The sequence below is a fragment of the Stenotrophomonas sp. S4 genome (assembly GCF_054187805.2).
Map to the genome: position 1 here is coordinate 2,031,137 of NZ_CM196188.1, position 25,934 is coordinate 2,057,070.

Sequence of the window (25,934 nt, forward strand, 5' to 3'; positions counted from 1 at the left end):
TCCGGGGAACAGATGTTTTGCGATGTGACCAATTTATCGCCGCTGGGGCGATGAATAAAGTGGCCGCCATTCCCCGATAGGAGCTCCCCATGAACCTGATGACCCGACTGGCCGCAGGGCTGGCCCTGACCCTGGCTGCCACCGGCGCGCAGGCCGCCAACGTGCTGGTGGTGCTGTCCGACGAAAACCACTTGGACCTGAAGGACGGCAAGGTGCTGTCCACCGGCTTCTATCTCAACGAGTTGATGCAGCCGGTCAAGCTGCTGCTGGACGCCGGCCACGAGGTGACGTTTGCCACGCCGCAGGGGCGGGCGCCCACGGTGGATGCGTCCTCGGTAACGCCGGCGTACTTCGGCAACGATGCCGCGCAGCTGACGCTGCACAAGGACCTGCTGGAGAAACTGGCGCTGACCTCGCCGACGGCCTCGCCGGTGGTCAGCCTGGCGCGCATCGAGCAGCAGGGCTACGCGCATTTCGATGCGGTCTACATTCCCGGTGGCCACGCGCCGATGCAGGACCTGCTGAAGAGCCCGGCGCTGGGCCGGCTGCTGGCCGACTTCCACCAGCGCAACAAGACCACCGCGCTGGTCTGCCATGGGCCGATCGCGCTGCTGTCCACGCTGCCGGATGCCGGTGGTTTCGTGGCGAAGCTGGACGCGGGTGCGATGCCGGCTACGCCGAAGTGGATCTACAGCGGCTACCAGATGACGGTGATCAGCAACCAGGAAGAAGAGCAGGCCAAGCCGTTGCTGGGTGGCGGTGAGATGAGGTTCTACCCGCAGACGGCGTTGCAGCGGGCGGGTGCGAAGTTCAGCAGCAATGCCACGCCGTGGACGGGGCATGTGGTGGTGGACCGTGAGTTGATTACCGGGCAGAACCCGGCTTCTGCGCTGGAGGTGGGGCAGCGGTTGGTGGAGCGGTTGAAGTAGGGCGGGGCTGCAAAGCGGGCTGTCAGCCTTGAGGGCCGAGGGGCCAGCGCGTCGGCCTGTCTATGGAAACATCAACGTGGCCGTTGCGGGAAGAATCAGCCCGCCACGACCGCTGTTGCTGACAGATCTTCTATCTCGGAAAGCGCGTGACGCGTTACGGCCCAATCGCCGGAGTGCCTGATCGCCACGCCTCCCGCCGCTGTCCAGGCATCACAGTTCGCTTCGAAATCATCGATCAGAACATCGCCCGGTTGGTGCATGAAGAGAGGCTTGTGCCTGCCGCCAAGCACAGGCAACACCAGGCAGGTCGCTGACAGGTGCTCGCGAACCCACTGCCGCTTCTGCATGGCAGCGAGTGGATAGTTCGATTTCGGGCAGGCGGTGAGAATCACCGGGTTCAAGTGGTGGATGCTGTGGAAGAACTCCACTGCACCGTGCATCGGCGGAAGGTCGCGGAAGAATGACGGGTGGTTGTTGATGTGCCCCCACATTTCATCGTCGGCAAGCACGCGGTGGTCCAAGCCAAACAGAGCGGGGAATGCCGCGTCGAAGTCGGCCATTACGCCATCAAGATCTACGTAGATGGTGCGTCTGGATGCACTCGATCCATCTGTGCGCTGCTTCGCGAGTGGGTCCATCATCGGTATTGACTTCACATCATCAGCGTTCATTACAGCGTTCTCCTCTCAAGAGTGGGCTTTCTTCTTCATCGGTTCCCCAGTAGCGGGGCAAAGTGCTTGGTGATTGCGACAGACATGGCAGCAATTGCGATGCCGCTGGCGTCGGTCCAGGGCGAAAGGGTGATGGCCTGCAACCCCCGCCAACGCGGAACGCCAGAGTGCCTTTTGGGTCCATCAGGCGCTGCTGCAGCGGGACAGTGCGCCGCGCCGTAACCACACACTACGGACACTACCGGCCGGAATTGAAACCGAGATGGGCATCGCATCACGGCGACGCCGCCCGGCTGATGCCGTAATCGGCAAGCTTGAAATGCGGTATATATCGCGGCGCTTCTTCAAATGCCTGCCGAGTGGCTGCTCTGGCTCCTGGCCAAGACGCACGGCCCGCACTCACTGGCTCATTTCGCCAACCAAGGAGCAATCTGGCGCGCTGGTGATTGGATAATCCCCGAGTGCTACGGATAGGCCGAACGGGGATATACCTGTTGCGCTCGGTCCGGACTCAATCCAAGGACGCCACAGAAGATGGATGCTCAGGCCGACTCAATATAGCACGCCGACCCGCGCGATCATCATGTCGGAGCGCGTGTGTGCTGTACATGCCCTTGGTTGCGGCTGATCAGCGCGAGCGGCCTGAAGCCGCTCGATCTCCAGTCGTTCGATTGGGCATGGCGGGGCTGCCGTGGCACCATGGCGGACTGGCCTCGTCCTTCCGGGCGGGGCCGTTTTCCCAGGGAAGCCCTCGAACACGACATGCGAACGTCCATCCACTTCATTCTCTCCGCCCTGTGCCTTGGCTTGCTGTCCGGCTGTGCCAGTGGCCCGGAGGAGCACGCCTCAAGCCGCGAAATCACCGGCGCATTCGTGGCCGACGACGGCCAGCTGTACCTGCTGCCGCGCTTTGAGGAGCCCATGCGCTTCAATGCCGCGCCGTTCCGTGAGTACCGGGCGCTGATGGACAGCCCGCTGCGCGAGGCAGTGGCCTGCGCGCAGATGTACTTCCATGAGGACTGGCGCGACCCGGCCAACAAGGCCAAGGTGCACGGCAGCTATGCGCTGCTGCTGCGGCCGGAGCAGGTGACGCCGGAACAGGCCGCGCAGTTCAAGCTGGAGCGGATTGAAGTGCTCCCGCGCGAGGCGAAGTATGTGGATGAGCGTGCGCGCTACTACCTGCCGCAGGACCGGAGCCGCTACGCGTTGGCGTTTGACCGTGCCTGCAATCTTTCAAAGAAGGGCGGCAGCTATTACAGCGCGCTGTTCGAGGGCGACGGCGAGCGGGTGAGGTTGCCGGATGCTGCTGCGCTGGCGGAGAAGGGGAAGCTGGCGCAACCGATCAGTGCGCGGGCGCAGCGGATCCTGCCGGAGAGGGAGGACAAGCCGGGTGTGGGGACGGCGGCTGGGAAGGTGCTGGGCGCGGCTCTGGTGCCGGTGGCGGTTCCGGTGTTTGTGTTGAGCCTGCCGTTTTTGGGGCCGGATCATTGGAAGTGATGGGGCGTTGAGGGACAGCCATCCACGCGTGGCGTGGATCTACTTGGGCATCGCCTGAAAGTTCATCCTGGAGATCTGTGTGCCCAGCACGCTGGAAACTGTTTTGAAGACCGTAGGCTTCATTGTCCTCGCGGCACTTCCGTTGGTGATCCTCTGGTTCACCCTTCGGCGAATGTCAGCGACCGCGCGTTCTGCATTGGGATCAGCGCTGCGTTTGAATCCACCTCGCCGGATTTCCGGTAGGTCCATGACCCTGGTGATGGTGGATGGAAAAGAGGATCGCGAGCACTACTTCTTTGATGCGGAGTCCTTCTACCTGCGGCGTGGTCCGGTGCCTACGGCCGTTCCGCTCTCGCAGATCACCTCGGTCACACGCACCTCAGACAGGATCTACGGGCGCTATGTCTGGCAGGTGTGCTTCAGCAAAGCGTCGGGCAGAAAGTGCGTGACGTTCACCAACAACCTGACGCTGTTCAACCGCGACTTTCTGCTCTTTCTGGAGGCGCTGCGGAAGGCCAATCCGCTCGCGACCGTTGAGCGAGCGAGTCTGTTCTTCTGATTGTGCGGCGATATCAGCGGCGCTGATTGGCAAACAGAGGGGCCAGGAGGGCGGGTTGTTGTGAATGATTTCGGCAGTGTTTCACCCTATCAGCCCATGCTGGCGGCGCGGATCTGGATATCCTGCTGCACGCGCTGGTCTTCCAGCTGCTGCTCAAGCTGGTTGGCGATGGCGCGCTGCTGCGCTTCGCGGCTGACGGCGTCGTACTGCTGCATTGATTCTTCGACTGAGGTCTGCGCGGCCAGCTCGGTCGGCATTGCGGCGCGCTGGTGTGCGGGATCGCTGGGCTCGCCCTGGACCACAAACAGCGTATGTCCGGCGGGCTTGTCTGCTGTGGCGTTACTCAGCAGCACGTGGTCGACGCGGTCCAAGTCGTTGTCCTTGGCCAGCACCAGCAGGCTGGCGGTCATGCGCTCGCTGGCTTCGTCGAAGGTGCGACCGTGCTTTGCATCCAGCGTCGCCACGCCTTCGCGTACCTGTTGGTAGAGGGCGTGATCGGGATGCTCAGGCTGGGTGGGTAGCAGGGGCGCGGGCGGTGCTTCGGGTTCTCGCTGGGCCGTTGCGCTCGGGGGCGGTGCTACCGGTGCTTCCACGGGTGGCGACGTGTAAGGAGGCTCGTGCTCCGAGACCTTGGGCGCGGCGTCTGTTGCCAGCTCGGGTGCAGCGGGCTCGGCTGCTGCGGGGTTGGCTGGAACGTCTGACTCCGAATGGATCGGCGCGGGCGTTGCTTCCAATTCGTGGAGGCGAGCAGTAACCGGCGCGGCGTCAGCTACTTCGGTCTGGATCGACGAGACCGAGGAGTGGGTGTGAGTCGCAACGGCCTCCTGCTTGGGATCGGGGTGCTCGACATCCGGCGGAGGTAATGTACTCACTTCCGGCTGGGCGGGAGATCGCTCAGCGGAGGGAGTGCCGGGTGATGGCACAGGTACAGCCGGCATCGGGGGCGCGGGAGGATTTGCCTCGGTATGCGCTTGCCGCTCGCTTGACTCTTTCGATGCCGGCGGCGTTGCGACTGCGGTCGGCTCCGGTCGTGGTGCTTCACGGCGAGCAGGTTCCTGTACGGCTTCCGTACGATCCGATGGCATTGGAGCTGCAGGCGTAGAGGTGCGGTGTTCCTGCGCCAGAGGCGGCGCGCTGGGTGGCGGTGCAGTATGCCCATCAGTGTGCGCATTGATCACCGCTTGCGGGGTCAGGCGCTCTTCGGCGTGCTCGCCGCGAACCTCAGCCACGGAAGCGGCGGCCATCTGCTGCGCCTGCGGTGCAGCGACACCCAGTCGATTGGCTTCCTGCATGGCCTGGTCGTGGGCATCGCGCTCGTTGGCGGTCAATGCCTCGATACTACGTTCGTGGGCGCCGGGTACGGGCGCCTCCATCTGTTGGATGGCGTGAATCTGCGGATAGGTTCGGTTCAACTCGTCGCGGATGTTGCCCTCGGCCAGCGAGTCGTAGATCCAGCCGTCATGCAGCCACTCACCATCGCCTTGGCGCTGATAGGTGCGCCCGTCGGAGGCGAGTACGTGATCGGGATGCTCGCGGGCCCACATCACTTCATCCGGAATCGGTCCGTACTGGGACCACCCTTGTGCGGAGTAGGCCTCCTCAAACTGCTTGGCAAAGGCCGCCGAGCTGCGGGCGGCGTTGAAGGCCATGATGCCCTGTGCGGCTTCATCAAGCTGGGCGGCCTTGGTGGCATCGGCCACTTCTACTGTGGTGTTCTTGATGCCGTGCTCGAGGACCTGATGGACGACCTCGCGCCGCCATTCGCCGTTCTCCGGGTTGCGCTCCCAGGAACGCGGAAGGGAGCTGGGTGTATCGCTGGCGTCGCCTGCAATGCTGAAGGGATTGATCGGTTGATCCGGCTCGGACAGCCGCAGCCCGACAGCCCGGCTTGACGCCTGGTAGTTCAGTTGCTGGGTCAGTTCGGCATCGGCCGTGAGCAACGTGGTTGCGCCGTATATCGGGCGATCCGCAAGGGTGCCGACGGTGCCTATGATTTCCCGCTCGCTGTGCGTCCAGCCCTTTTCAGGATGCGCCGGGTCAAACGTCCAGATTCTGCCGGTGCTGTCGGCTTGGTTATTGATCTGGTATTTCTCGATCCAGTCGACGATCTCACTGCTACCCCACGCGCCCAACCCGCCACCGATGATGCCGGTGACAATAGCGCCGGGGCCGGACTCGATGCCCAGCAGCGTACCAACCTTGGCGCCCACCACCGCGCCGGTCCAACCGCCGACGCTGCGTGCCCCGAAGTCCAACAGCGCGGCTTCCGCGCCCGTCCGGTTGTCGCGCGCGTACAGGTCGGCAATCCTTGTTCCTTCCGTGGCGGCTTCAAGGACCGTCGCTGCGGCGCCACCGATGACGGCACCCCGCACCATGTTTGGACGCACGCGGATGGTGTGGTCGATGCCGCGTGCTTCCTGGATGTTGGGCGTTATGCCTTCAACAACCTTGAGCGTTGCGCGCTCATCGAGAACGGCTGCCGCTGTTGGTGGGCTGACCTTTGTGTTGTGGGGCAGGGTATCCCCAAGCTCGGCGTGCCAGCGGCCTTGTGCGCGCCAGCCATCGCGCAATGATTGGGTGATTCGAGGGTCTTTCAGTCGAGCTTCGCGTTCGGCTTCCAGCGCTGCGCCCGGTAGGCGGGTATCGCTATGGCTGTCATAAACCTGAGCGCCTTCGCGACTGTAGAGTCGAATCTGGATGCCGGTCTCGGCCTGGACTTTGTCCAGATTTCCGGGCAAGGCTTCGTAAACGTGTTTGCGCACGTCTTCGGGGACGTAGCGGCCGAAGCCTTCGTCGTCCAGCTTGTCAGTAAACCTTCGGTCGACACCAAGCTCGCTTTCCAACCGATGTGCGACAACTCCCCGAATCTCCACTTCGTAGCCCTTGGCCTGGAGATTCTTGATCAGATTAACTGCGGCGTCGCCATTTCCTAGTGTCGTATCGAGGATGAGATTCCTGTGGCCCTCGACTGCCAGGGATCGCAGCTCTTTGGCCCATTGGCTGGCATCGCTGTGAGTATGCCCTGACCAGGTGTATGGGTGCTGCTGGACAAGCTGCGGAGCGTCACGGTGCATCTCCCGCAGCGCGTCGGGATCGATGGGAATGGCATCACCAGCAAGCTCTCGAATCGCAGCACCGGCAACCCCGCTCTTACCTGCGCCTGGCTGTCCAGCGAGTACAATTGCCTTGGGGTGCTCCTGAGGAGTGGTACTGTCCAGACCACTATGGGGAAGCACCTTGTCCGCAAACACCTGCGCATGCGCCTGGGGCGCGAGGCTCCAATCGGCTGAACTCAACGCTCTAGCTCCTGAAAATAGGAATACATCGACTCATCTCCTATCCATTGGCTTTGTAGGCGCGCCCTAAGCATTAACCGTTCTTTTTCAAGTGCATTGGCAATATCCTGGGGATTCCCAGCCGCTTCGGCAGCGGCACGCTCACTCCGTGCCTCCATGATGAACGTTCCGAGCCTGCCTTCCAATGCAGAGATCGCGTCGTCGAACGGCATTAAAGGAATCTGTCGTGATCGTTCGGCTGATCGATTCAGTACTTCCTGCAGTCGTTCGATATGTTCCGGATAGTCCTTGAGCATTTCCCGGAGTTTGGCTGGAACGGGCGGAGAGGAAAGGGTCAAGATTGTCACCTTTTGGGCAGATCCACGTAGATTCGAGAATATCCCCACATGCCTTGGTGGGTCCAATGCTATTTGCGACAACGTATAGGCAAATGGGTTGTGTCGATTTGGCCCACGAGTCAGATCATTGGGTCGCCATTCCTCGTGGGCTGGAGGAATGCACGGCATTGCGCATGCATAATCCCAATGGGGCGAATGGATGCCCGCAAACAGGAAGGAAGCCTGCGCCATGACGAACATGCCCACCCAGCTCACGACTGACTTCGATGCGGTGCTCGACCGTGGTGACATTGCGGCGGCGCGGCGGCTGCTCGCTCCGCCTCTTGCGCGTGGCTGTGCCGAAGCGTTGTTCCTTTCTTCTTCGATACCTGCTGGCAAGGACGACGCACACGCCGAGGCGGACAGCTTGGCGACCCTCAAGCGAGCCGCAGAGAAGGGTTACATCCCGGCCATCTACTCGATGGGGCTATGCCTGCTGATGGGTGACGGCGTTGAGCAGGACGTCACGCGGGCGGCCGCGCATTTTGAGCGGGCATCGGAGGCCGGGTATCCGTCGGCCATGTACGAGTTTGGCCTGGCGCTGTTCCATGGCAAGGGTGTGGCCAGGGACGTGCCACGTGCGGTGTACCTGATCCGCGCTTCGGCGCAGGGTGGGAATGAGTACGCCAGGGAGTTCCTGTTGGCGTATTCATTGGGCGTGGACGCGTAGAACGTGGGTGCGGGGGCCGGTGACGTTACACTGGCTGCCTACGCCCGATGGAAGCTTGCCCATGTTCAGTGGAAAGGTTGCGGTGGTCACCGGCTCCACCAGCGGTATCGGTCTTGGCATCGCCACGGCGCTGGCGCGGCAGGGCGCCGACATTGTGCTGAATGGCTTCGGCGATGCGGCGGAGATCGAACGTATCCGTACCAAACTGGAAACCGAGTTCGGCGTACGGGTGGCGCATGATGGCGCAGACCTGTCCCGTGGTGAGGCGGTGCGGAACATGATCGCCCACGCTGTTACGACGATGGGGCGCATCGACATCCTGGTGAACAACGCGGGTATCCAGCACACCGCATCGATCGACGAGTTTCCCGTAGAGAAGTGGGATGCGATCCTGGCGCTGAATCTCTCGGCGGTGTTCCATGCAACGGCGGCGACCTTGCCCCATATGAAGCAGCAGGGCGCCGGTCGCATCATCAACATCGCATCCGTGCACGGGCTGGTCGGCTCGGTGAACAAGTCGGCCTATGTGGCGGCCAAGCACGGCGTGGTGGGGTTCACCAAGGTGACCGCGCTGGAGAACGCGGGCACCGGCATCACCGCCAATGCGATCTGCCCGGGTTGGGTGCGTACCGCGCTGGTCGAGCAGCAGATCACTGCGTTGGCCGAGCGCGAGGGTACGGATCAAGAGACCGCCGCGCGCGCGTTGCTGGCCGAGAAACAGCCCTCGCTGCAGTTCGTGACGCCCGAGCAACTGGGCGAGATGGTGGTGTTCCTGGCCTCGGATGCTGCGGCCCAGATCACCGGCACGGCGCTGCCGGTGGATGGGGGCTGGACGGCCCGCTAATTGGCGGGTTGCGCGCGCCGCTGCAGCATCGGCAGCGCGACCAGCGTGGCGAGAATGGTGAACAGCACCAGCGACGAGCCCACCGTGCCGAAGCCGAGGCCGCCCTTTTCCAGCGGCTTGGTGAGCAGGTCGCCGAAGGTGGCACCGAACGGGCGGGTGAGCACGAAGGCGATCCAGAACAGGATGACCCGGTTGATGCCTTTGATGCGGGTGGCCAGCGCGGTGAGCGCGATGAGGCTGCCGATCAGTAGCGCGCCGCCGGTGAAGCCCAGCCCGGAATCGTCAGCGAGGAAATCGCCCAATGCGGTGCCCAGCGTGTTGGAGAACAGCACGGCGGTCCAGTAGAAGCCTTCAGCGCGGCGCGATGCGATGTTGCTGACCGAGATCGACTTTTCAGACAGGCGCCAGGCCAACAGCACCAGCGCCAGGCAACCGGCGAGCAGGCTGGCACCGGTGGCGTAGCCCAGGCCGAGCGTGCGGTCGATCAGGTCGGACATGGTGGTGCCGGCGGTGCTGGTCGCCAGCACCACCGACCAGAACAGCACCGGGTGGAAGCGCCGCGCCGACAGTTGCATGCCCAGCAGGCCGGCAAAGATCGCCAGCAGGATGGCCGAGCTGGCCACGTAGCCGAGGTTGAGCGTCATTGACAGCAGGTCGCCGGCGGTCTCGCCGAGGGTGGTGGCGGCGATCTTCATCACCCAGAAGCCGAGGGTGACTGCCGCCACTTTGCTGTGCAGGGAATCTGCGTCTGAAGCACTCATCGAACGTCGCCTGGGGAGCCTGCGGGTGATGCTGTGGCGAGCGGCGTCGGAGTGCGGTCGGAACCGGGTTCGGTGAGGGTGAGTGTGGGGCTGACATTCAGCCCGCGCTGGCGGGGGCCGAAAGGCGAGCCAGCAGGGCATCCCAGTGGGCAACGAAGCAGCCGTTGTGGCCGCGGTTGCACTCGGTGATCCATGCGTCCAGCGACTCGCTCTGCGCGCGGTAGGCACTGACATCGCCCAGCACGGCGAAGCACAGGCGGTAGTTCACCAGCATCTGCAGCCACTGACCGGCCATGCCGGAGCGCAGTTCGAAGAAGTCCGGCGATAGGCGCTGCACCGGCACGGCAATCCACTCGGCCTGGTGCCCGAGGGCGTCGCCGACCAGATCACGCAGGCCGTTGCCGTCCAGTGCGGGGCCCTGCGTCTCGGTGCGCAGGATACGGGTGGTGCCGATGTACTCAATGGAATCATTCATGCTGGAGGCTCTGCAGTCGACGCAGCCGGGCGAGGATGTCTTCGCGCAGGCCGGGGATGTAGTGGTAGGCGTCTGCCAGCAGGGTGACGTCCGCCGTCGGGACGAGCCGTTTCATGCGTTCGGCGGCGGCAGGGGTGTCGATGAGGGCATCACGCGCGCCCATGACAAGGGCTGCCGGTGGATGCAACGTAGCCAAGCGCTCGTCGCTGATGCGGGGAATGCGCAGCGGACGTGGCCGGACCTCGGCACGGATCAATGCCAGCAGGTCGAGCAGCGGCTGCGCACGTGCAGGTGCATGCAGTGGCGCGGGGCCCATGACCGCACGGCGCAGGCGCTCGCGCCCCCATCGGCCAAGCAGCAACAATGGGAGCGCCTTGAGCAGGAATGCACGCTGGCGCCCGATACCCGAGGGGCTGACCAGGACCAGTGCGTTGACCCGGGCAGGCCTTCGCAACGCGTAATCCATTGCCAGGAAACCGCCGAACGACAGGCCCACGAATGCAGCGCTTTGCACGCCGAGTGCGTCGAGGACATCATCCAGCCATCGCGCATGCGCATCGCTGTCCAGCGCTGGTTGCGTGCCTTCGCTGAGATCTGGTTCGCCAATGATGTCGACGGCATGCACGCGGTAGTACTCGCTCCAACGTGCGGCATCGAACATCCAGCTGGCGGCATTGCTGAGGGTGCCATGCAGCAGCACCAGGGCAGGGCCGTGTTCGGAGCCGCAGCTGACCACAAATGTCGAACCGGCGCGGGTGGCGAGATGGTGCGATTCGTGTGGTACCGGCCAGTCCGAAAGCACCTGGCGGTAGGCGGCAAGTACGCGCTGCGTGGGAATGCCGGGGCGCTGCCGCTTCATGCGCTGTGGTCCTGCAGCAGACGCTGCAGGCTGACCAGCAGCGCCGTGGAACCTGCCAGGCCACCGATCACGATCAGCTTGAGCACATCGTGCTCAGGCGAATAGATCGTCTCCATGCGCAGCGGCTCATCGTCGGCCTCGCGGCCGGTGACGCGCGCATGCAGGGCACGGACCAAGTCGGCGGCACGTGCCGCACCGCATCCGGGAATATCCACTACCGTGGTCAGCTGTGGGCGCGCAGCGGAGGGCTCACGCACGGTGCCGGTGAACACGTCGAGGTCTTCAGCGGTGATGCGATAGGACTTACCGATGCGGGTCGCGCGCAGTTGGCCGCTACGGATATGCCGCAGGACGGTTTTGGGGTGCAGGCTGAGCTGCTGGGCAGCCTGTTCGACAGTTAGCAACGCGGGGGACATATCGGAACTCGAGAACCATGTGCTCCCTATTGTTCCATGAAATGCAATTTGTGGGAGCGATTTGGTATTGCGCGGCGGCGGCGACCGGGGGGCCATCTGCCCGGTGCCGCTCGCGCGGGCCAACCATCCCGACGACTACGCTGGCTTCGCAAACACATCCAAACCCTTGCCCGTCTCCAGCAGCGACTTCAGGCTCGACAGCACGATCGGCCAACCCTGACGGATGCCGGTATCCATGCCGCTGCCCGGTTCCAGTTCGTCGTGGGTGACGGTCAGGCGCACCATGTCCTGGTAGGGCACGATATCGAAGGTGACGCGGCTGTAGGCGTCCGGGTTCTCTGCCTGCGAGGCGGCGGCCCAGGTGATGACCAGCCGTGAGGGCGGGGTGCTTTCCACCACCTCGCCCACCAGTTCGACCGAGCGCGTTTCGTTGGCGCGGACGTGCTGCCAGCGCGAGCCGGGTTTCCAGTCCGAGACGTTTTCGTGGCCCCAGTAACGGCTGGCGATCTCGGGGCGGGTGATGGCCTCGAACACCTTCTGCGGGGTGGAAGCGATGTAGATCACGTGGATGAAGCGGGTGGACGCTGCGGACATCGTCATTCTCCTTCCAGTTCTCGTTTCAGGTCATGCAGCAGGCTCAGGCGCTGCTGCTCGAACTTGCGTACCCAGCGCTCGTAGACTTCATGCAGGGGCACCGGGTTGATGAAGTGCAGCTTCTCGCGGCCACGGCGCACGGTGCTGATCAGGTTGGCGTCTTCCAGCAGGCCCAGGTGCTGGGTGACCGATTGCCGGGCCATGTCCAGGTGGTCGCACAGCTGGCCCAGGGTCTGGCCGTTGTGCTCGCAGAGCAGGTCCAGCAGCGTCCGGCGCGTGGGATCGGCCAGTGCCTTGAAGACCTTGTCTGCGTCGCGCACGTTGTCTACCGCCATGGGGATGTCTTCAATTCCAGTTGTCGATCCTGACGTCGTGTGGGTTGGGCTGGCCCTTGCCGGTCTCCAGCAGGGCTTTGAGGCTCATCAGGAACACCGCCCACTTGGTGCTGCAGTGGGAGGTGAACTCGACGCGCTCTTTCCAGCCCTCGTGGGTGAACAGGACGATGCAGTAGTCGCCTTCCTGCTTCAGCACGAAGCGCGCGTGGGTGCCGATCCATTCGGCAGGGCCGGCGAGGAACCGCCACAGCACGAGCTCGCCTGGAACAAGCTGCTCAAGCTTCATTTCCATGGCGCCGATTTCCTGGCCGTTGTTCGTGAAACGTACCTTGACCGTGCCGCCGACCTCACGGTCGCCCTGGGTGTCTTCGGCCCACCAGGCGGCGACGCCTTCGGGGGTGGCCAGGGCCTGGTACACCTGACTTGCGGGGGCCTTGATGCCGACCCTGTGTGCGATATCCACCATTGCGGGTTCCTCGCGATGGGCCGGCAGGCGCCGCCCTTGAGTGGACTATATGCAGGTAAATGCCTGCATGTCAAATCCGGTGGAAGGGGACTGAATCAATACACTGGGCACCTGCCAGGCATGGCCTGGCACTACTGGATCTACGGAACGTCAGGGAGTGCATGCATGACTGAAGCTGGAAAGGACATCTTGAACATCCACCGTGCCAGCGAGGCCGATGCCCCCGCGGTGCTGGCGCTGTTCGATGAGGTGATCGAATGGTTCGTGTCGATCGGCAACCTGCAGCAATGGGGCAGTGAGCCGTGGTCGATGATGCCGCGCCGGATCACCCAGGTGACCGAAGCCTGCGCGCTGCCCGGTGCATGGGTTGCCCGGAACGAGCACGGCGTGGTGCGCGCATTCCTGGCGCTGGGCGAGTCGATGCCGTATGTGCCTGCGCCCACCGGCCCGGAACTGTATGTGCGGGTACTGGTGGCATCGCGTGACGTGCGCGTGCGTGGCATCGGCCGGCGCCTGATGGCCTTTGCGGATGAGCAGGCGCGGGCTGCCGGGCTCGACCATCTGCGCGTGGACTGCTACGGCGGTGGCAACGGTGATCTGGTGCGCTTCTATGAGTCCTGCGGCTATACGCGCATCGCGCCGTTCAACGTGGATGGCTGGCCGGGCATGCTGCTGGGGCGACAGCTCTGAAGTGGCTGCGTCATTCGGTCGCAGCGTGCGTGCAGGAAACGGTACATCGGTTCGGCGCTAGAGTAGGGCCATGACCTGCATGGAATGGCTGTGTCATTCCACTGCGGGTTCCTGATGACCCCCTCCAGGAAGGAGCAGCGCATGTACTACAGCAGTGGTAACTACGAAGCCTTCGCGCGCCCGCGCAAGCCCGCCGGTGTCGATGGCAAGCGGGCATGGTTTGTCGGTTCGGGCCTGGCCTCGCTGGCCGGTGCCGCGTTCCTGGTGCGCGATGGCCGCATGGCCGGTGAGCGCATCACCCTCCTTGAGCAGCAGCAGATTCCCGGCGGTGCGCTGGATGGCCTGAGGGTGCCGGAAAAGGGCTTCGTGATCCGCGGCGGCCGTGAGATGGAAGACCATTTCGAGTGCCTGTGGGATCTGTTCCGCTCGATTCCGTCGCTGGAGATTGAAGATGCCAGCGTGCTGGACGAGTTCTACTGGTTGAACAAGGACGACCCGAACTACTCCCTGCAGCGCGCCACGATCAATCGCGGCGAGGATGCGCACACCGACGGCCTGTTCACCCTGACCGAGCAGGCGCAGAAGGACATCATCGCGCTGTTCCTGGCCACCCGGCAGGAGATGGAGAACAAGCGCATCGACGAGGTGCTGGGCCGTGATTTCCTGGACAGCAACTTCTGGCTGTACTGGCGCACCATGTTCGCGTTCGAGGAGTGGCATTCGGCGTTGGAGATGAAGCTGTACCTGCATCGCTTCATCCACCACATCGGTGGCCTGCCGGATTTCTCGGCGCTGAAGTTCACCAAGTACAACCAGTACGAATCGCTGGTGCTGCCGCTGGTGAAGTGGTTGCAGGACCAGGGCGTGGTGTTCCAGTACGGGACCGAGGTGACCGATGTCGACTTCGATCTGGCGGCCGGCCGCAAGCAGGCCACGCGCATCCACTGGACGCGTGACGGTGTAGCCGGTGACGTGGATCTGGGCGCGGATGACCTTGTGTTCATGACGGTCGGTTCGTTGACCGAGAACTCGGACAATGGCGATCACCACACGGCTGCGCGATTGAATGAGGGGCCGGCGCCTGCCTGGGACCTGTGGCGTCGCATTGCTGCCAGGGATCCAGCGTTCGGGCGCCCGGACGTGTTCGGTGCGCACATTCCGCAGACCAAGTGGGAGTCGGCGACGGTCACCACGCTGGATGCACGCATTCCGGCCTACATCCAGAAGATCGCCAAGCGCGACCCGTTCAGTGGCAAGGTGGTGACCGGCGGCATCGTCAGCGTGCGCGATTCGCGCTGGCTGATGAGTTGGACAGTGAACCGCCAGCCGCATTTCAAGAATCAGCCCAAGGAGCAGATCGTGGTCTGGGTGTACTCACTGTTCGTCGATACGCCTGGCGATTACGTAAAGAAGCCGATGCAGGACTGCACCGGCGAGGAGATCACCCGCGAGTGGCTGTATCACCTCGGCGTGCCGGTGGAAGAAATCGATGAACTGGCGGCGACCGGCGCGAAGACGGTGCCGGTGATGATGCCGTACATCACCGCGTTCTTCATGCCGCGCCAGGCCGGTGACCGCCCGGACGTGGTGCCGGAGGGGGCGGTGAACTTCGCCTTCATCGGCCAGTTTGCCGAATCGAAGCAGCGCGACTGCATCTTTACCACCGAGTATTCGGTGCGCACGCCGATGGAAGCGGTGTACACCCTGCTGGGGATCGAACGCGGCGTGCCGGAGGTGTTCAATTCCACCTATGACGTGCGCTCGTTGCTGGCGGCGACCGGTCGCCTGCGCGATGGCAAGGAGCTGGATATTCCTGGCCCGGCGTTCCTGCGCAACCTGCTGATGAACAAGCTGGACAAGACCCAGATCGGTGGCCTGCTTCGCGAGTTCAAGCTGGTGCAGGAGGACTGAGCGGGTGGAATGAAGGCAGTTGATGAAGACATCAGCTGCCTCCGGGCCTCAAACCGCGCCGTCGGTCGAACGGCTCAGATGTTCCCAGGTATCGATGCTGCCGGCCATCGACGCCAGCTTCGCCCGTACCAGCTGCAGTGCATCACTGCCCAGCAGCAGGTGGCTGGGCGGCGCGTCGCTGTCGATGACCTGCAGCATGGCCTGCGCAGCCTTCACCGGATCACCGAGCTGGTGGCCGCTCTTTGCCTCACGCGCGCTGCGGATGGGATCGAACAGCGCGTCGTAGTCTTCAATGCTGCGCGGTGCCCGCGCCATCGAACGGCCTGCCCAGTCGGTGCGGAAGGAGCCCGGCGCGACGGCGGTGACATGGATACCGAACGGCGCAACCTCCTTGCCAAGCACTTCGCTGATGCCTTCCAGTGCAAACTTGCTGCCGCAGTACCAGGCGATACCGGGCATCGTGATGAAGCCGCCCATGGAGGTGATGTTGAGGATGTGGCCACGGCGGCGCGCGCGCATGTGCGGCAGCACGGCCTTGATCAGCGCGGCCGGGCCGAACACGTTCACCTCGAACTGGTGCCGCAGCTCGGCCAGCGTCGATTCTTCGAGGATGCCTTCGTGTCCGTAGCCTGCGTTGTTGACGAGCACGTCGATGCTGCCAACGTTGGTTTCGATATCGGTGACGAGCGCATTGATGGCATCGGCATCGGTGACGTCCAGCAGGCGGCCGAATGCGCGGCCGGGCGCCAGCGTTTCGAACGCCTGGCGGTCGGATTCGTTGCGCACGGTGCCGACTACGCGATGGCCGGCCAGCAGTGCCTGCTGGGCGAGGGCACGGCCGAAGCCGCTGCTGACGCCGGTGATGAGGAGAAGGCGGAACGGGGACATGGGGAGGCGCTCATGGTGGACAGGGCTTGCACGTTAGTGCTTGAACGGTGCCCACCACAGGCCTAGGATTCGGCCATTCTTGCCTATTTCTCTGGGGTGCCTGTGCCGGTGGTCGATTCCCTGCGACGGCAGATGCAGGCGCGCATGGTCGGCCTGCTGCAGACTTTGGCGGTGGAGGAGGGCTATACGCTCACGCCGCTGCCGGGGGTGCGGCTGCTGCGCTCCGACCGGCCTCTGGCACGCACGCCGGTGCTGTATGACCCCGGCATCGTGATCGTCTGCCAGGGCGTGAAGCGCGGCTACCTGGGCGAGCAGGTCTACCAGTACGACGCGCAGCACTACCTGGCAGTTTCGGTGCCGGTCCCGTTCACGATGGAAACCGATGCTTCTGCAGAGGCGCCGCTGCTGGCGATCTACCTGCATCTGGATCTGCAGTTGGCGGCAGACCTGCTGATTGAACTGGGGGAACAGGTGGACACATCGGAGGCACCGGCACAGAGCATGATGTCCAGCCCGATGCAGGCGCCGATGCAGGCCACGGTGCTACGCCTGCTGGAGGCACTGGCTGACCCGTTGGAGGCTGCCGTGCTCGGGCCGGCGTTGGTGCGTGAGGTGTACTTCCGCGTGCTGACCGGGGCACAGGGCGGCGCGATGCGCGAGGCGCTGGCCATGCGCGGCCGCTTCGGCAGCATCGGCAGGGTGCTGCGTACGATCCACGCCTCATATGCCACTGCGTTGGACGTGGGCCGGCTGGCGGCCGAGGCGGGCATGAGCGTGGCGACCTTCCACGACCACTTCCGCGCGATTACCGGTACGTCGCCGATGCAGTACGTGAAGTCCACCCGCCTGCACCAGGCGCGGCTGCTGATGCTGCGGCAGGCGATGACCGCCGAGGCTGCATCGCTGGCGGTGGGGTATGCCAGCCCGTCCCAGTTCAACCGCGAGTTCAAGCGTCTGTTCGCGTTGCCGCCGGCGGCCGAGGTGGCGCGGATGCGGCGGAGTTTTGCGCTGCCACCGCCACCAGCGGATGCGCTGTACGTGTCTTCGCATTGAGTGGCCGCCGGGGTTTCCCCGGCGTTCTCGACATGCCGGCCAGCGGCCGGCACTACCAGGGAATCTGAGTGGTTGACAGGAGGCCTACCTACTAGTAGGTTAAGACTCATGAAAGAGTCGCTCTCGCCAAAGGCCCAGGAGATCCTGGCGCATGCCCGATCGCTGCTGGAAGCCGGTGGTTACAACGGTTTCAGCTATGCCGACGTGTCGGCACGGGTGAACATCAGCAAGGCCAGCATCCATCACCATTTCCCCAGCAAGGCGGACCTGGTGCGCACGGTGGTTGAGCTTTACCGAGCCGAGGCGCGCGAAGGCCTGGCGCTGCTGGACCGGCAGCTGGATGACCCGCTGCAGGAGCTCAACGCCTATGTGGATTACTGGTCCAGCTGCATCGCAGGTGGCACGTCGTCGTTCTGCATCTGCGCGATGTTGGCCGCCGAAGCGCCGATGATTCCGGCAGAGATCGCCGAGGAAGTGCGCGGCCATTTCGAGGACCTGAGCGGCTGGCTGGCGGTGACCCTGGAGAAGGGCGCTGCCATGGGTCAACTGCAGTTGCAGGGTTCGGCTGTAGACGAGGCCAAGGCGTTCATGTCGTCGGTGCACGGTGCGATGCTGGCGGCCCGTGGTTTGGGTGATGCGGCGACGTTCTCGGCGCTGGCGCGGTTGGCGATCGCGCGCGTGAGTGCGACCGCCTGAGGTGATGTGTACTGGCCTGCGGCAGCGCGGGCCTTCTTTTTGCCCTCAATGCCTGCCTACTAGTAGGTTTATTTCATCAATGGAGATTTCCATGGCACATCCCCTTTCCCTTCTCGGAGCGATCCATACCGCCATCAGCCTGGCGCCGATCCTGGCCGGCCTGTACGGCTTCATCCGCCACCGGGCAATCGATCCCGGCACGCGCTCGGGCAAGGTTTATCTGATTGGCCTGGTGCTGTCGGTGGCGACCTCGTTCACCGTCTCCAGCACAGGCGGGCTCAATCCAGGCCATGCCTTCGGCGTGATCGTGCTGCTGGTGGCGTTCGGCGGTGTTCTGGCGGCACGCCTACGCTGGCTGGGACGCTCGGCGCGCTATCTGTCGACGTTCGCGCTGTCCTTCAGTTTCCTGCTGTCGCTGGTGCCGGGTGTGAACGAAACGCTGACCCGCTTGCCGGTGGGCCACCCTGTTGCCGCCGCACCGCTGGCGCCCGTGATACAGCAGACGCTGCTGGGGTGTGCGGTGGTGTTTGCGATCGGCTTTCTGGCGCAGTGCTGGATGATTCATGAGCGCAGCGTACGCGCGCGTGGTTGACAGCGCCGCCGCCGGGCGTCAGTCAGCCAGCACGGTGTCGGCGCCTTCGCCGTAGGTGGCGCGGGCGCTGCCACATCGCGCGTGGGCCGCAGCATTGGCCGGCAGGCCGGTGGCTTTGATGCCGCGCCGCGAATCGCCGTCAAACACCTCGGCGTAGCGCTCTGCGGCCATCGCATCATCGGGCAGCACGTACAGCAGAACGCGCTGCAAGGTTGATTGACCCTGCAGTGGCTGCGGTTGCCGGAAGGTGGGCACCTGCACGCGCGCGCTGTGCCATTGCGTGGGCGCAGCGACGGTCTGCCAGCGCACCTGCAGCGGCAGGTCGAGCGACATCAGCGCGACACCGGCAGGAAAGCCGTAGGCGGTGCAATCGACGGGCGCGACCGGGATGCTCGCAATGGCCCTGTCGCCGATATCCAGTGCGGTGCCATTGACTTCCATCCGCACGATCGGCGCGCTGCCGTAGTTGTGGATCTTGAACAGCACCAGGCCTTCGAAGCGGCTGCGCTCCAGCTCGTCGGCGGTGAGACCGCTGAGACGTGCCAGCGTGGGTGCGACCTCCACATGATCGCTGTAGTGGTAATAGAGGTGCACGAGCTCTGGTGTGCCCGTGCGGCGCCATCCGGTGTTGAACGGCGTGGTGTCCGGATACGCCTGGCGGACCAGTGGCACATCGGTGACGGCGCGATCTCCGGACGGCGTGGCGTAGCGGTAGTGGTCAACGGAGCGCTTCAGGCGTGCGTCTTCGTACGGGAACGCGCGGTCTGCGTCGGACTGCGTGTTGGGGTAGCGGTGGAAGGCCATGAAGCGCTCGGGCGTGTCGCCCTGCATGGGCAGATCCGGGCCAGCGCCGGAGCCGGTGGACGCGTACGGTGAGGTGTCCAGCCACAGGGGGTGCCCGCTGAGGTTGATATGCATCTCCGCGATGGGCGCACGCGAGCCACCTGCAACGCTGTCCCAACTGCGTTGCAGGGAGAGCCACACGGGGACGATGAGCAGGGCCGCGGTGGTCGGCGCGAACATCAACGCGTGTACACGGCCGGGCATGCGCCCGCGCTGCCGCACCATGTAGCGCAGCCACACCAGCAGCAGGACCAGCAGCAGCGGGAGGCCGACCCAGATCGCGACGGTGGCCAGCGCCACGACGCCCCAGCCCAGGTTGGGGGTAGCCACCGCGATCAGCGAGAGCGTGGCGATCAGCGCGGCCAGCAGCAGCGACACGCCGATGCCAACGCGGTAATTCCGGTACGAGCTGTTGGTCATCACCGTTCCATCGGCAGTGTGGGGCATGCCCCTATAGTGCAGCGGTGGTGATGGCGTGGAAAGTCGGGAACGAGGGCGCTCAGCAGCCAACCAGGCGGTCGACACCGATGCCATTGCGATGCTGGCTGCGGTATTCGGTCGGGCTGGCGTCGGCCTGGCTGCGGAAATGCCGACGGAATGATTCCTGAGAACCAAAACCGGCCTGCTCGGCAATCCACTGCAAGGGCCGGTCGGTGGTTTCCAGCAGCTCACGGGCGAAGGCCACGCGCTCGCGGATCAGCCAGTCGATGGGTGACAGGCCGGTCGCTTCCAGGAACTGCCGTTGCAGGGTGCGCTGGCTGAGTGCGGCCTGCTCGGCGAGGCTGCCAAGCGAGTGTGGTTCGCGCAGGTTGCGGCGCATCCATTCCATCAGTTTTGCCAGGCGCGAGGGCTCGCCATGGGGAATGGCGCGGCTGACACGCTGGCTGCGTCCGGCATCACGCCAGGGTGCCAACACCAGTCGTTCGGCCACCAGGTTGGCCACGCGTGCGCCGTAATCCTTGCGCACCATGTGCAGCATCATGTCCATGCCGGTGGCCGAGCCGGCCGAAGTGATGATGCTGCCGGTGTCCACGTACAGCACGTCCTCGCGCACGTCGATGCGCGGGAACTCGCGCGCGAGCGCTTCGGTGAGGCGCCAGTGGGTGGTGGCCTGGCGGCCATCGAGCAGGCCGGCCCAGGCCAGCACGAAGGCACCGGAGCAGATCGAGGCGATGCGCGCGCCACGAGCGTGGGCGCGGATGAGTGCATCGAGCAGGGCCTGCGGTGGACGTTCGCTGGGTTCGCGCCAACCGGGGATGACGATGATGTCGGCGTCATCGACGCTACCGAGATCGTAGGGCAGCTGCACCTGGGTGCTGCCGAGCATGCGCAGTGCGCCGGGCTCGCCTGCGCACAGCTGGGTGCGGTACCAGGCGACGCCCAGCTCGGGCCTTATCGGCGCGAACAGGCCCACCGCACAGCCGAACTCGAACAGCCCCTGGCCGTGGCAGGCAACGATGGCGACGAGCGGCGCGGCGGGATCGGCGGGTGGGCTGGGCATGGCTTGATGCTACGGCGGCGGTGCGGGGCGCTGAGTGGTGCGCGGGCATGAGGTGATGCTGGGCGGGCATATGGAGGCTGGGGTCGGATCCCTTCCGCAGGAAGGGCTCTGACCCCGTGTGTGCAGGCCGCCTAACGTCATTACCAGCGGTCATGTGGGTGGCCGGATGTTACGGCTGGGTGACGCGATCGCGCCTGTCGCGGTGGGTGAGCAGGCCCTTGAATGGAAGCGTGTTTCCGGCCCACCCCCACGAGCCCCCATGCCTGCCGCCTACGCCCCAGCCCTGAGTACTCTCGCTGTCCTGATCGCTGCCGCCCTCGCTGCGACGCCCAGCCATGCCGCGGAAGCCGATGCGGATCCTGCCACCACCGCGGCGGCGACCAACGTTGCTGCATCCACGCTGGATGCGGTGGTGGTGACCGGCTCACGCACCAGCACGCGCACGGTGAAGAACAGTTCCACACCGATTGACGTGATCTCCGCCGAGGACCTCGCTGCCACCGGGCAGGGCAACCTGCTGGAAGCGCTGCAGCGCAGCCTGCCGTCGCTGAGCCAGATCGGCGGTTACCAGAGCGATCAGGAAAGCCTCATCCGCGGCTATCAGCTGCGCAACCTGTCGCCGGGCTACACGCTGGTGCTGGTCAACGGCAAGCGCCGCAATGCCAGCGCCTATGTAAGCGGGGCCAATGGGGGCGGGTTCCCCGGCCATGCCTGGGCGGACCTGGCGTTGATTCCGGTCTCGGCCATCGACCATGTGGAAGTGCTGCGCGATGGCGCTTCGGCCATCTACGGCTCGGACGCGATCACCGGCGTGGTCAACGTGATCCTGAAATCGCAGGCGCACGGTGGCGATGTATCGGTGGAGAGCGGGCAGAGCATCGATGGTGATGGTTCGCGTACCAGCGTGCGCGCCAACGTCGGCCTGCCGTGGGGCGAGGATGGCTTCGTCAACCTGGCCGGTGAGACCACCCGCCAGCACCATGCGATCCGCACCCGCCGCTACATCGATGGCTACCTGAGCTACCCGGCGGTGGACGGCAGCGGCAATCTGGTGGCGCTGCGGCCGAACAATCGATTGCCAGCAGGTGCTGCGCCGAACCCGGCCGAGGCCAGCCGCAATGCCGAAGCCAATACCATCCTCAGCTCGCCGTCGTATGCGTTGAAGGCCTTCGCGGTGAACGTGGGCCATGGTCTGGGTGAGAGCGCGCAGTTCTACGCCAACGCCACGGCCAGTGACCGCACCGCGCAGGCGATCCAGAATTTCCGCCTGCCGGCGACGATCTTCACTACTTACAAGGCCCCCGGCGTGCTGAGCGTGTTTCCCGATGGCTTCCTGCCGGTGCTGGAAACCAAGGAGAAGCAGTACACCGGTACGGCCGGTGTGAAAGGCCAGATCGCGGGTTGGGACTACGACGCCAGCCTGACCGGCAACCGCAGCACGGTGCGCACCTATACCCGCAATTCGGTGAACTACTCGCTGCCGTACCCCGGCTCGCCCACCGACTTCTACGACGGCAAGCTGGACTACCAGCAGGGCATTGCCAACCTGGACCTGCGGCGCGGCTTCGAGGTGGCGGCATTTGCCTCGCCGCTGGAGGTGAGCGCGGGCGCCGAGTATCAGCACGAGCAGTACGAGCGCGGAGCAGGGCAGTGGGAGTCGTACACCGGCTTCGGTGCGGCAGCCTTCGTCGGCTATTCCACCGCCGACGCGGTGAAGGCGACCCGCACCAGCAAGGCGGTGTACGTGGGTGCCGCCACCAACATCACCTCGCGCTGGTACCTGGATGCTGCCGCGCGCTGGGAAGACCATTCCGATTTCGGCAGCGTTTCCACCGGCCGCCTGACCACGCGCTTCGATTTCACCGACGCGCTGGGTGTGCGGGCAACGGTCAGCAATGGCTTCCACGCGCCCAGCCTGGGCGCGCAGTACTACCAGGCCACCGGCAGCTGCCCGTGCGGGACCACACTGGTGGCGCAGGTGTCTTCGCCGGCGGCTCTTGCGCTGGGGGCAACGCCGCTGAAGCCGGAGAAGGCCACCAACTACAGCCTGGGCGTGACCTGGGACCCGAGCCCGGCCTTCCACCTGGCAGTGGATGCCTATCAGATCGACATCCGCGGCCAGCTCGGCCAGTCCAGCCAGATCGGCTACAACGCACAGGATCCGGCGCGCATCACCGACAACAGCGGGACGGTGCTGAGTGCGGCGCAGAAGAACACCATCGATGCGCTGCTGGGTTCGGCCGGCATCAGCATCCTGCCGGGCGATGCGTTCTACGCCAGCTATTTCACCAACGTGGGCAATACCCGTACACGCGGTGTGGAGCTGACCCTGGAAGCGAACCAGGAAACCGCCTGGGGCAAGCTGCGCTGGAGCTACGCGGCCAATGTCGGCCGTACCACGATCCAGAAGGTGAGCGACATTCCGGCGGCGCTGCAGGGCCTGCCTAACATCAACCTGCTGACCAAATCCAGCGAGTACGCGCTGCGCTTCCGCACGCCCAGCTATACGCAGGTGGCGGGATTGGGCTGGCAGCACGGGCGCTGGCGCTCGAACCTGGACTTCACCTACTACGGCCCGATCAAGCGGCTGAACAACGGCGTGGAATACAAGCAGCCGCCGGTGCTGGTGACCAACCTGTCCGGTGGCGTGGAGCTGGGTGCGGGCTGGAGCGCGGCGCTGGGCATCAACAACGTGTTCGACAAGCGCACGCGCAAGGTGCCGGAGTACGCGCGTAGTGCCACCGATGTGGCGAGTATCGAGACCACCTGGGACAGCGGCGATGTGCTGAGCAATGTGGGTGCGTACTGGTATGGGCGGGTCAGTTACCGGTTCTGATCTGGAGCAGTCGAGCATGGCTCGACTCTACAAAAGCGAAAGGCAGCCGGACGTAGTTCGGCATCATCGAGGAGCAGTTCATGTCTTCTGCATTGAAGGTGGTTGCATTGGTGGGGTCACCGACCAGCTCGGCGACGTCGCGCACGTTGTTGCTGGTGCGGCATCTGCTGGCGTCGCTGCAGCAGCGGGTGCACGCCAGCGTGGAGCTGGTGGAGCTGGCACCGATCGCGCGCTCACTGGGCCAGTCGTTGTCGCGCGATGAGGCGGGGCCGGCAGTGGAGCAGGCACTGCAGGCTATCGAGGCGGCGGAGCTGCTGGTGGTGGCCGCCCCGGTGTATCGCGGCTCGTATCCTGGGTTGTTCAAGCACCTGGTCGACTTCATCGGGCTGGAGGCGCTGGTGGATATGCCGGTGCTGCTGGCAGCGACCGGCGGCAGCGAGCGCCATGCACTGGTGATCGACCACCAGCTGCGACCGTTGTTCAGTTTCCTGCAGGCGCACACGCTGCCGATCGGGGTGTATGCCACGCCCGCCGACTTCGAGGGCGAGCACATCAACAGTGCAGCCTTGCAGGCACGCATCGCGCTAGCGGCCGAGCGCGCAGCCGGCCATCTGGCTACGCAGGCGCTGGCCGTAGCGGCGCCGCTGCGACGTATTGCCTGACGCCATAACCGGCGGCGCTTTGCTTATGGCCACGCCGCATCTGCGTGGCCGGATCTGACCGCCGATTGTCGCCAGCCGTCGCTGTTGCGGCTGCTGGCATCTCTAGCATCGATATCGAAGCGGCTTCGCATTGCCGGCCCCGATGAGGACGACTCCAGTGACTTTCGACGCAGCAAGCAAACCCATCCTGTTCCTGCTCGACCGTGAGTTCGAGGACGGCCAGATTCCCGGCCAGCGCTTCTTCTGCCGGCACAGCCTGTTGCTGGAAGGCGCGCTGTCGAGCATTGACGGCCTGGACGCGCAGCTGGACGTACGCCGCATCGGCTTTGCCCGGCCGCGCCGGGAGGTGATCGCCGAGATCGGCGAGCAGGACCAGTCGCTGCCGAAGCTGGTGCTGCCGCAGGGCGTGCACAGCGAACTTGCCAGTGGCGCGCACCTTGATCGCCAGTACATCTCCGGTGCCGAGCCGATCCTGGCCGCGTTGAACGGCTTGCTCGGCATTCCCGTGGCTCACCCCTGAGCGAGGACGCGACCATGAGTTATCAGATCAGCGTGCTGGACAAGAGCCCGGTCGCCGAAGGTGCCTCGCCGGAGCAGGCGCTGCGCAACAGCCTGCAGCTGGCGCAGCGCGCCGAGCAGCTGGGCTACCACCGCTACTGGTTTGCCGAGCACCATGCTGCGCCGACGCTGGCCAGCCCGGCACCGGAAGTGCTGGCTGCGTGGGTACTGGCACAGACCCGGCGCATCCGCATCGGTAGTGGTGGGGTCATGCTGCGCCACTACGCACCCTACAAAGTGGCGGAGAACTTCAACCTGCTGGCAGCGTTGGCGCCAGGGCGCGTCGATCTGGGTGTGGGCAAGGCCCCCGGTGGCCTGCCGGCCTCGACCGCCGCGCTGGCGGCCGGGCGCCCGGCGTTCGCCGACTTCGACCAGCAACTGCGCGACCTGGAAGGCTATCTGTCCGGCGCCGAAACCGAGGCACAGGCACGGCCGGTTCCACAGCAGGTGCCGGAACGTTTCCTGCTCGGCGCCAGCCCGCAGAGCGCAAACCAGGCGGCCGAGCTCGGCTGGCGCTTCGTCTACGCCGCGCACTTCGATGGTGACCCAAAGCATATCGAGGCCGCGTTCGATGCCTACCGCAGCGCTTCCACGCAGCCACCGCTGCTGGCCACGGTGGCCTTCGCCGCGCCGACCGCCGAAGCCGCGGCGCGTCATATCGGTGCGCTGCGCGTCTACAAGCTGCACCTCGGTCCCGGGCAGACGGTGAATCTGCCCAGCTCCGAAGCAGCTGCCGAGTACGCGCGCCAGGTGGGCGTGGCCGACTTCCGCATCGAAGAAACGCGCCCCAGCGTGCTGTCCGGTGATGCGCAGCACGTGCGTGACGAACTGGACGCACTGCACCGGCGTTTCGGCGTGGGCGAATTCATCCTCGATGCACCGGTGGCCGACCTGGACGCACGCCTGACATCCCTTGAACTGCTGTCGCCCGCGCCACGCGCGGCGGTGGCCTGAC

27 protein-coding genes are annotated in these 25,934 nt (G+C 64.9%); 14 read left to right on the forward strand and 13 right to left on the reverse strand.

Features of this window, described 5'->3' with window-relative positions; genetic code table 11:
- The first annotated feature begins 89 nt into the window (after window positions 1-89).
- Entirely contained in the window at window positions 90-929 is an 840-nt protein-coding gene (locus ACUZUJ_RS09530; protein WP_458220256.1) for a type 1 glutamine amidotransferase domain-containing protein, read from the forward strand.
- A gap of 95 nt (window positions 930-1,024) precedes the next feature.
- On the opposite strand, the gene ACUZUJ_RS09535 is transcribed toward ACUZUJ_RS09530, so the two are convergent.
- Window positions 1,025-1,600: a 5' nucleotidase, NT5C type gene (locus ACUZUJ_RS09535; protein WP_458220255.1), complete on the reverse strand. Its 576-nt coding sequence runs from the start codon at window positions 1,598-1,600 to the stop codon at window positions 1,025-1,027.
- A gap of 762 nt (window positions 1,601-2,362) precedes the next feature.
- Between ACUZUJ_RS09535 and ACUZUJ_RS09540 the strand changes: the two genes are divergently transcribed.
- The gene (locus ACUZUJ_RS09540) at window positions 2,363-3,097 is read left to right on the forward strand and encodes a hypothetical protein (RefSeq protein ID WP_049445776.1); all 735 of its coding nucleotides are present in this window, start codon (window positions 2,363-2,365) and stop codon (window positions 3,095-3,097) included.
- A gap of 79 nt (window positions 3,098-3,176) precedes the next feature.
- On the forward strand, window positions 3,177-3,656 hold the full coding sequence (locus tag ACUZUJ_RS09545; protein ID WP_233490849.1) for a hypothetical protein: 480 nt from the start codon (window positions 3,177-3,179) through the stop codon (window positions 3,654-3,656).
- An 89-nt stretch (window positions 3,657-3,745) separates the two neighbouring features.
- Here ACUZUJ_RS09545 and ACUZUJ_RS09550 read toward each other — a convergent pair whose 3' ends face one another.
- A complete protein-coding gene (locus ACUZUJ_RS09550) occupies window positions 3,746-6,952 on the reverse strand; it encodes a zeta toxin family protein (protein WP_080347525.1) in 3,207 nt (1,068 codons plus the stop codon).
- A complete protein-coding gene (locus ACUZUJ_RS09555) occupies window positions 6,949-7,290 on the reverse strand; it encodes a hypothetical protein (protein ID WP_152682156.1) in 342 nt (113 codons plus the stop codon). The genes ACUZUJ_RS09550 and ACUZUJ_RS09555 overlap by 4 nt, the downstream gene beginning before the upstream one ends.
- A 229-nt stretch (window positions 7,291-7,519) precedes the next feature.
- Here ACUZUJ_RS09555 and ACUZUJ_RS09560 point away from each other — a divergent pair, with 229 nt between their 5' ends.
- Entirely contained in the window at window positions 7,520-7,999 is a 480-nt protein-coding gene (locus ACUZUJ_RS09560; protein WP_158297993.1) for a tetratricopeptide repeat protein, read from the forward strand.
- A gap of 61 nt (window positions 8,000-8,060) precedes the next feature.
- The gene (locus tag ACUZUJ_RS09565) at window positions 8,061-8,843 is read left to right on the forward strand and encodes a 3-hydroxybutyrate dehydrogenase (protein WP_458220254.1); all 783 of its coding nucleotides are present in this window, start codon (window positions 8,061-8,063) and stop codon (window positions 8,841-8,843) included.
- Here ACUZUJ_RS09565 and ACUZUJ_RS09570 read toward each other — a convergent pair.
- The 7 genes from ACUZUJ_RS09570 to ACUZUJ_RS09600 form a co-directional block, all read right to left on the reverse strand.
- A complete protein-coding gene (locus ACUZUJ_RS09570) occupies window positions 8,840-9,604 on the reverse strand; it encodes a COG4705 family protein (RefSeq protein ID WP_458220253.1) in 765 nt (254 codons plus the stop codon). The two genes, ACUZUJ_RS09565 and ACUZUJ_RS09570, sit on opposite strands and share 4 nt — an antisense overlap.
- Window positions 9,605-9,701: 97 nt before the next feature.
- On the reverse strand, window positions 9,702-10,079 hold the full coding sequence (locus tag ACUZUJ_RS09575; RefSeq protein ID WP_119007846.1) for a DUF4180 domain-containing protein: 378 nt from the start codon (window positions 10,077-10,079) through the stop codon (window positions 9,702-9,704).
- The gene (locus tag ACUZUJ_RS09580) at window positions 10,072-10,938 is read right to left on the reverse strand and encodes an alpha/beta fold hydrolase (protein ID WP_458220252.1); all 867 of its coding nucleotides are present in this window, start codon (window positions 10,936-10,938) and stop codon (window positions 10,072-10,074) included. The genes ACUZUJ_RS09575 and ACUZUJ_RS09580 overlap by 8 nt, the downstream gene beginning before the upstream one ends.
- Window positions 10,935-11,354: a helix-turn-helix domain-containing protein gene (locus ACUZUJ_RS09585; RefSeq protein ID WP_049445792.1), complete on the reverse strand. Its 420-nt coding sequence runs from the start codon at window positions 11,352-11,354 to the stop codon at window positions 10,935-10,937. The genes ACUZUJ_RS09580 and ACUZUJ_RS09585 overlap by 4 nt, the downstream gene beginning before the upstream one ends.
- A gap of 135 nt (window positions 11,355-11,489) precedes the next feature.
- Window positions 11,490-11,948 (reverse strand): SRPBCC family protein, encoded by a 459-nt coding sequence (locus tag ACUZUJ_RS09590; protein ID WP_458220251.1) that lies wholly within the window; start codon window positions 11,946-11,948, stop codon window positions 11,490-11,492.
- A 2-nt stretch (window positions 11,949-11,950) separates the two neighbouring features.
- The gene (locus ACUZUJ_RS09595) at window positions 11,951-12,283 is read right to left on the reverse strand and encodes an ArsR/SmtB family transcription factor (RefSeq protein WP_049445795.1); all 333 of its coding nucleotides are present in this window, start codon (window positions 12,281-12,283) and stop codon (window positions 11,951-11,953) included.
- Between the two features lie 10 nt (window positions 12,284-12,293).
- Entirely contained in the window at window positions 12,294-12,749 is a 456-nt protein-coding gene (locus ACUZUJ_RS09600; protein ID WP_458220250.1) for an SRPBCC family protein, read from the reverse strand.
- Between the two features lie 165 nt (window positions 12,750-12,914).
- Between ACUZUJ_RS09600 and ACUZUJ_RS09605 the strand changes: the two genes are divergently transcribed.
- The gene (locus ACUZUJ_RS09605; protein ID WP_101765336.1) at window positions 12,915-13,439 is read left to right on the forward strand and encodes a GNAT family N-acetyltransferase; all 525 of its coding nucleotides are present in this window, start codon (window positions 12,915-12,917) and stop codon (window positions 13,437-13,439) included.
- Between the two features lie 141 nt (window positions 13,440-13,580).
- A complete protein-coding gene (locus tag ACUZUJ_RS09610; RefSeq protein ID WP_458220268.1) occupies window positions 13,581-15,350 on the forward strand; it encodes an oleate hydratase in 1,770 nt (589 codons plus the stop codon).
- Between the two features lie 48 nt (window positions 15,351-15,398).
- Here the strand turns inward: ACUZUJ_RS09610 and ACUZUJ_RS09615 are convergent, their stop codons facing one another.
- The gene (locus ACUZUJ_RS09615; RefSeq protein ID WP_458220249.1) at window positions 15,399-16,238 is read right to left on the reverse strand and encodes an oxidoreductase; all 840 of its coding nucleotides are present in this window, start codon (window positions 16,236-16,238) and stop codon (window positions 15,399-15,401) included.
- A gap of 108 nt (window positions 16,239-16,346) precedes the next feature.
- Here ACUZUJ_RS09615 and ACUZUJ_RS09620 point away from each other — a divergent pair, with 108 nt between their 5' ends.
- From ACUZUJ_RS09620 to ACUZUJ_RS09630, 3 genes are all read left to right on the forward strand, one after another.
- Window positions 16,347-17,291, forward strand: coding sequence for an AraC family transcriptional regulator (locus ACUZUJ_RS09620; RefSeq protein WP_101766397.1), 945 nt, complete (start codon window positions 16,347-16,349; stop codon window positions 17,289-17,291).
- Window positions 17,292-17,399: 108 nt separating this feature from the next.
- Window positions 17,400-17,987, forward strand: a complete 588-nt coding sequence (locus tag ACUZUJ_RS09625) for a TetR/AcrR family transcriptional regulator (RefSeq protein WP_119007853.1) — start codon at window positions 17,400-17,402, stop codon at window positions 17,985-17,987.
- 91 nt (window positions 17,988-18,078) lie between these two features.
- Entirely contained in the window at window positions 18,079-18,579 is a 501-nt protein-coding gene (locus tag ACUZUJ_RS09630; protein WP_119007854.1) for a hypothetical protein, read from the forward strand.
- A gap of 18 nt (window positions 18,580-18,597) precedes the next feature.
- On the opposite strand, the gene ACUZUJ_RS09635 is transcribed toward ACUZUJ_RS09630, so the two are convergent.
- Both ACUZUJ_RS09635 and ftrA read right to left on the reverse strand, forming a co-directional pair.
- Window positions 18,598-19,842 (reverse strand): hypothetical protein, encoded by a 1,245-nt coding sequence (locus ACUZUJ_RS09635; protein ID WP_119007855.1) that lies wholly within the window; start codon window positions 19,840-19,842, stop codon window positions 18,598-18,600.
- 79 nt (window positions 19,843-19,921) lie between these two features.
- Window positions 19,922-20,923, reverse strand: coding sequence for a transcriptional regulator FtrA (gene ftrA, locus ACUZUJ_RS09640; RefSeq protein ID WP_458220248.1), 1,002 nt, complete (start codon window positions 20,921-20,923; stop codon window positions 19,922-19,924).
- A 259-nt stretch (window positions 20,924-21,182) separates the two neighbouring features.
- On the opposite strand from ftrA, the gene ACUZUJ_RS09645 reads away from it, so the two are divergent.
- The 4 genes from ACUZUJ_RS09645 to ACUZUJ_RS09660 all read left to right on the forward strand — a co-directional run bounded on the left by ACUZUJ_RS09645 (window position 21,183) and on the right by ACUZUJ_RS09660 (window position 25,933).
- Window positions 21,183-23,759 carry a TonB-dependent receptor plug domain-containing protein gene (locus tag ACUZUJ_RS09645; protein ID WP_458220247.1) on the forward strand — a complete coding sequence of 859 codons (2,577 nt, stop codon included), beginning with the start codon at window positions 21,183-21,185 and terminating at the stop codon, window positions 23,757-23,759.
- A gap of 80 nt (window positions 23,760-23,839) precedes the next feature.
- A complete protein-coding gene (gene msuE / locus ACUZUJ_RS09650; RefSeq protein ID WP_458220246.1) occupies window positions 23,840-24,421 on the forward strand; it encodes an FMN reductase in 582 nt (193 codons plus the stop codon).
- A gap of 142 nt (window positions 24,422-24,563) precedes the next feature.
- Window positions 24,564-24,941 (forward strand): DUF3088 family protein, encoded by a 378-nt coding sequence (locus tag ACUZUJ_RS09655; protein ID WP_458220245.1) that lies wholly within the window; start codon window positions 24,564-24,566, stop codon window positions 24,939-24,941.
- Window positions 24,942-24,955: 14 nt separating this feature from the next.
- Window positions 24,956-25,933, forward strand: a complete 978-nt coding sequence (locus ACUZUJ_RS09660; protein WP_119007859.1) for an MsnO8 family LLM class oxidoreductase — start codon at window positions 24,956-24,958, stop codon at window positions 25,931-25,933.
- Window position 25,934 lies beyond the last annotated feature (1 nt).

Coding starts and splice junctions, on each gene's coding strand:
- ACUZUJ_RS09530 (WP_458220256.1), top strand. CDS start 90: ATGAACCTGATGACCCGACTGGCCGCAGGGCTGGCCCTGACCCTGGCT.
- ACUZUJ_RS09535 (WP_458220255.1), bottom strand. CDS start 1,600: ATGAACGCTGATGATGTGAAGTCAATACCGATGATGGACCCACTCGCG.
- ACUZUJ_RS09540 (WP_049445776.1), top strand. CDS start 2,363: ATGCGAACGTCCATCCACTTCATTCTCTCCGCCCTGTGCCTTGGCTTG.
- ACUZUJ_RS09560 (WP_158297993.1), top strand. CDS start 7,520: ATGACGAACATGCCCACCCAGCTCACGACTGACTTCGATGCGGTGCTC.
- ACUZUJ_RS09565 (WP_458220254.1), top strand. CDS start 8,061: ATGTTCAGTGGAAAGGTTGCGGTGGTCACCGGCTCCACCAGCGGTATC.
- ACUZUJ_RS09570 (WP_458220253.1), bottom strand. CDS start 9,604: ATGAGTGCTTCAGACGCAGATTCCCTGCACAGCAAAGTGGCGGCAGTC.
- ACUZUJ_RS09575 (WP_119007846.1), bottom strand. CDS start 10,079: ATGAATGATTCCATTGAGTACATCGGCACCACCCGTATCCTGCGCACC.
- ACUZUJ_RS09580 (WP_458220252.1), bottom strand. CDS start 10,938: ATGAAGCGGCAGCGCCCCGGCATTCCCACGCAGCGCGTACTTGCCGCC.
- ACUZUJ_RS09585 (WP_049445792.1), bottom strand. CDS start 11,354: ATGTCCCCCGCGTTGCTAACTGTCGAACAGGCTGCCCAGCAGCTCAGC.
- ACUZUJ_RS09590 (WP_458220251.1), bottom strand. CDS start 11,948: ATGTCCGCAGCGTCCACCCGCTTCATCCACGTGATCTACATCGCTTCC.
- ACUZUJ_RS09595 (WP_049445795.1), bottom strand. CDS start 12,283: ATGGCGGTAGACAACGTGCGCGACGCAGACAAGGTCTTCAAGGCACTG.
- ACUZUJ_RS09600 (WP_458220250.1), bottom strand. CDS start 12,749: ATGGTGGATATCGCACACAGGGTCGGCATCAAGGCCCCCGCAAGTCAG.
- ACUZUJ_RS09605 (WP_101765336.1), top strand. CDS start 12,915: ATGACTGAAGCTGGAAAGGACATCTTGAACATCCACCGTGCCAGCGAG.
- ACUZUJ_RS09610 (WP_458220268.1), top strand. CDS start 13,581: ATGTACTACAGCAGTGGTAACTACGAAGCCTTCGCGCGCCCGCGCAAG.
- ACUZUJ_RS09615 (WP_458220249.1), bottom strand. CDS start 16,238: ATGTCCCCGTTCCGCCTTCTCCTCATCACCGGCGTCAGCAGCGGCTTC.
- ACUZUJ_RS09625 (WP_119007853.1), top strand. CDS start 17,400: ATGAAAGAGTCGCTCTCGCCAAAGGCCCAGGAGATCCTGGCGCATGCC.
- ACUZUJ_RS09630 (WP_119007854.1), top strand. CDS start 18,079: ATGGCACATCCCCTTTCCCTTCTCGGAGCGATCCATACCGCCATCAGC.
- ACUZUJ_RS09635 (WP_119007855.1), bottom strand. CDS start 19,842: ATGACCAACAGCTCGTACCGGAATTACCGCGTTGGCATCGGCGTGTCG.
- ftrA (WP_458220248.1), bottom strand. CDS start 20,923: ATGCCCAGCCCACCCGCCGATCCCGCCGCGCCGCTCGTCGCCATCGTT.
- ACUZUJ_RS09645 (WP_458220247.1), top strand. CDS start 21,183: ATGCCTGCCGCCTACGCCCCAGCCCTGAGTACTCTCGCTGTCCTGATC.
- msuE (WP_458220246.1), top strand. CDS start 23,840: ATGTCTTCTGCATTGAAGGTGGTTGCATTGGTGGGGTCACCGACCAGC.
- ACUZUJ_RS09655 (WP_458220245.1), top strand. CDS start 24,564: ATGAGGACGACTCCAGTGACTTTCGACGCAGCAAGCAAACCCATCCTG.
- ACUZUJ_RS09660 (WP_119007859.1), top strand. CDS start 24,956: ATGAGTTATCAGATCAGCGTGCTGGACAAGAGCCCGGTCGCCGAAGGT.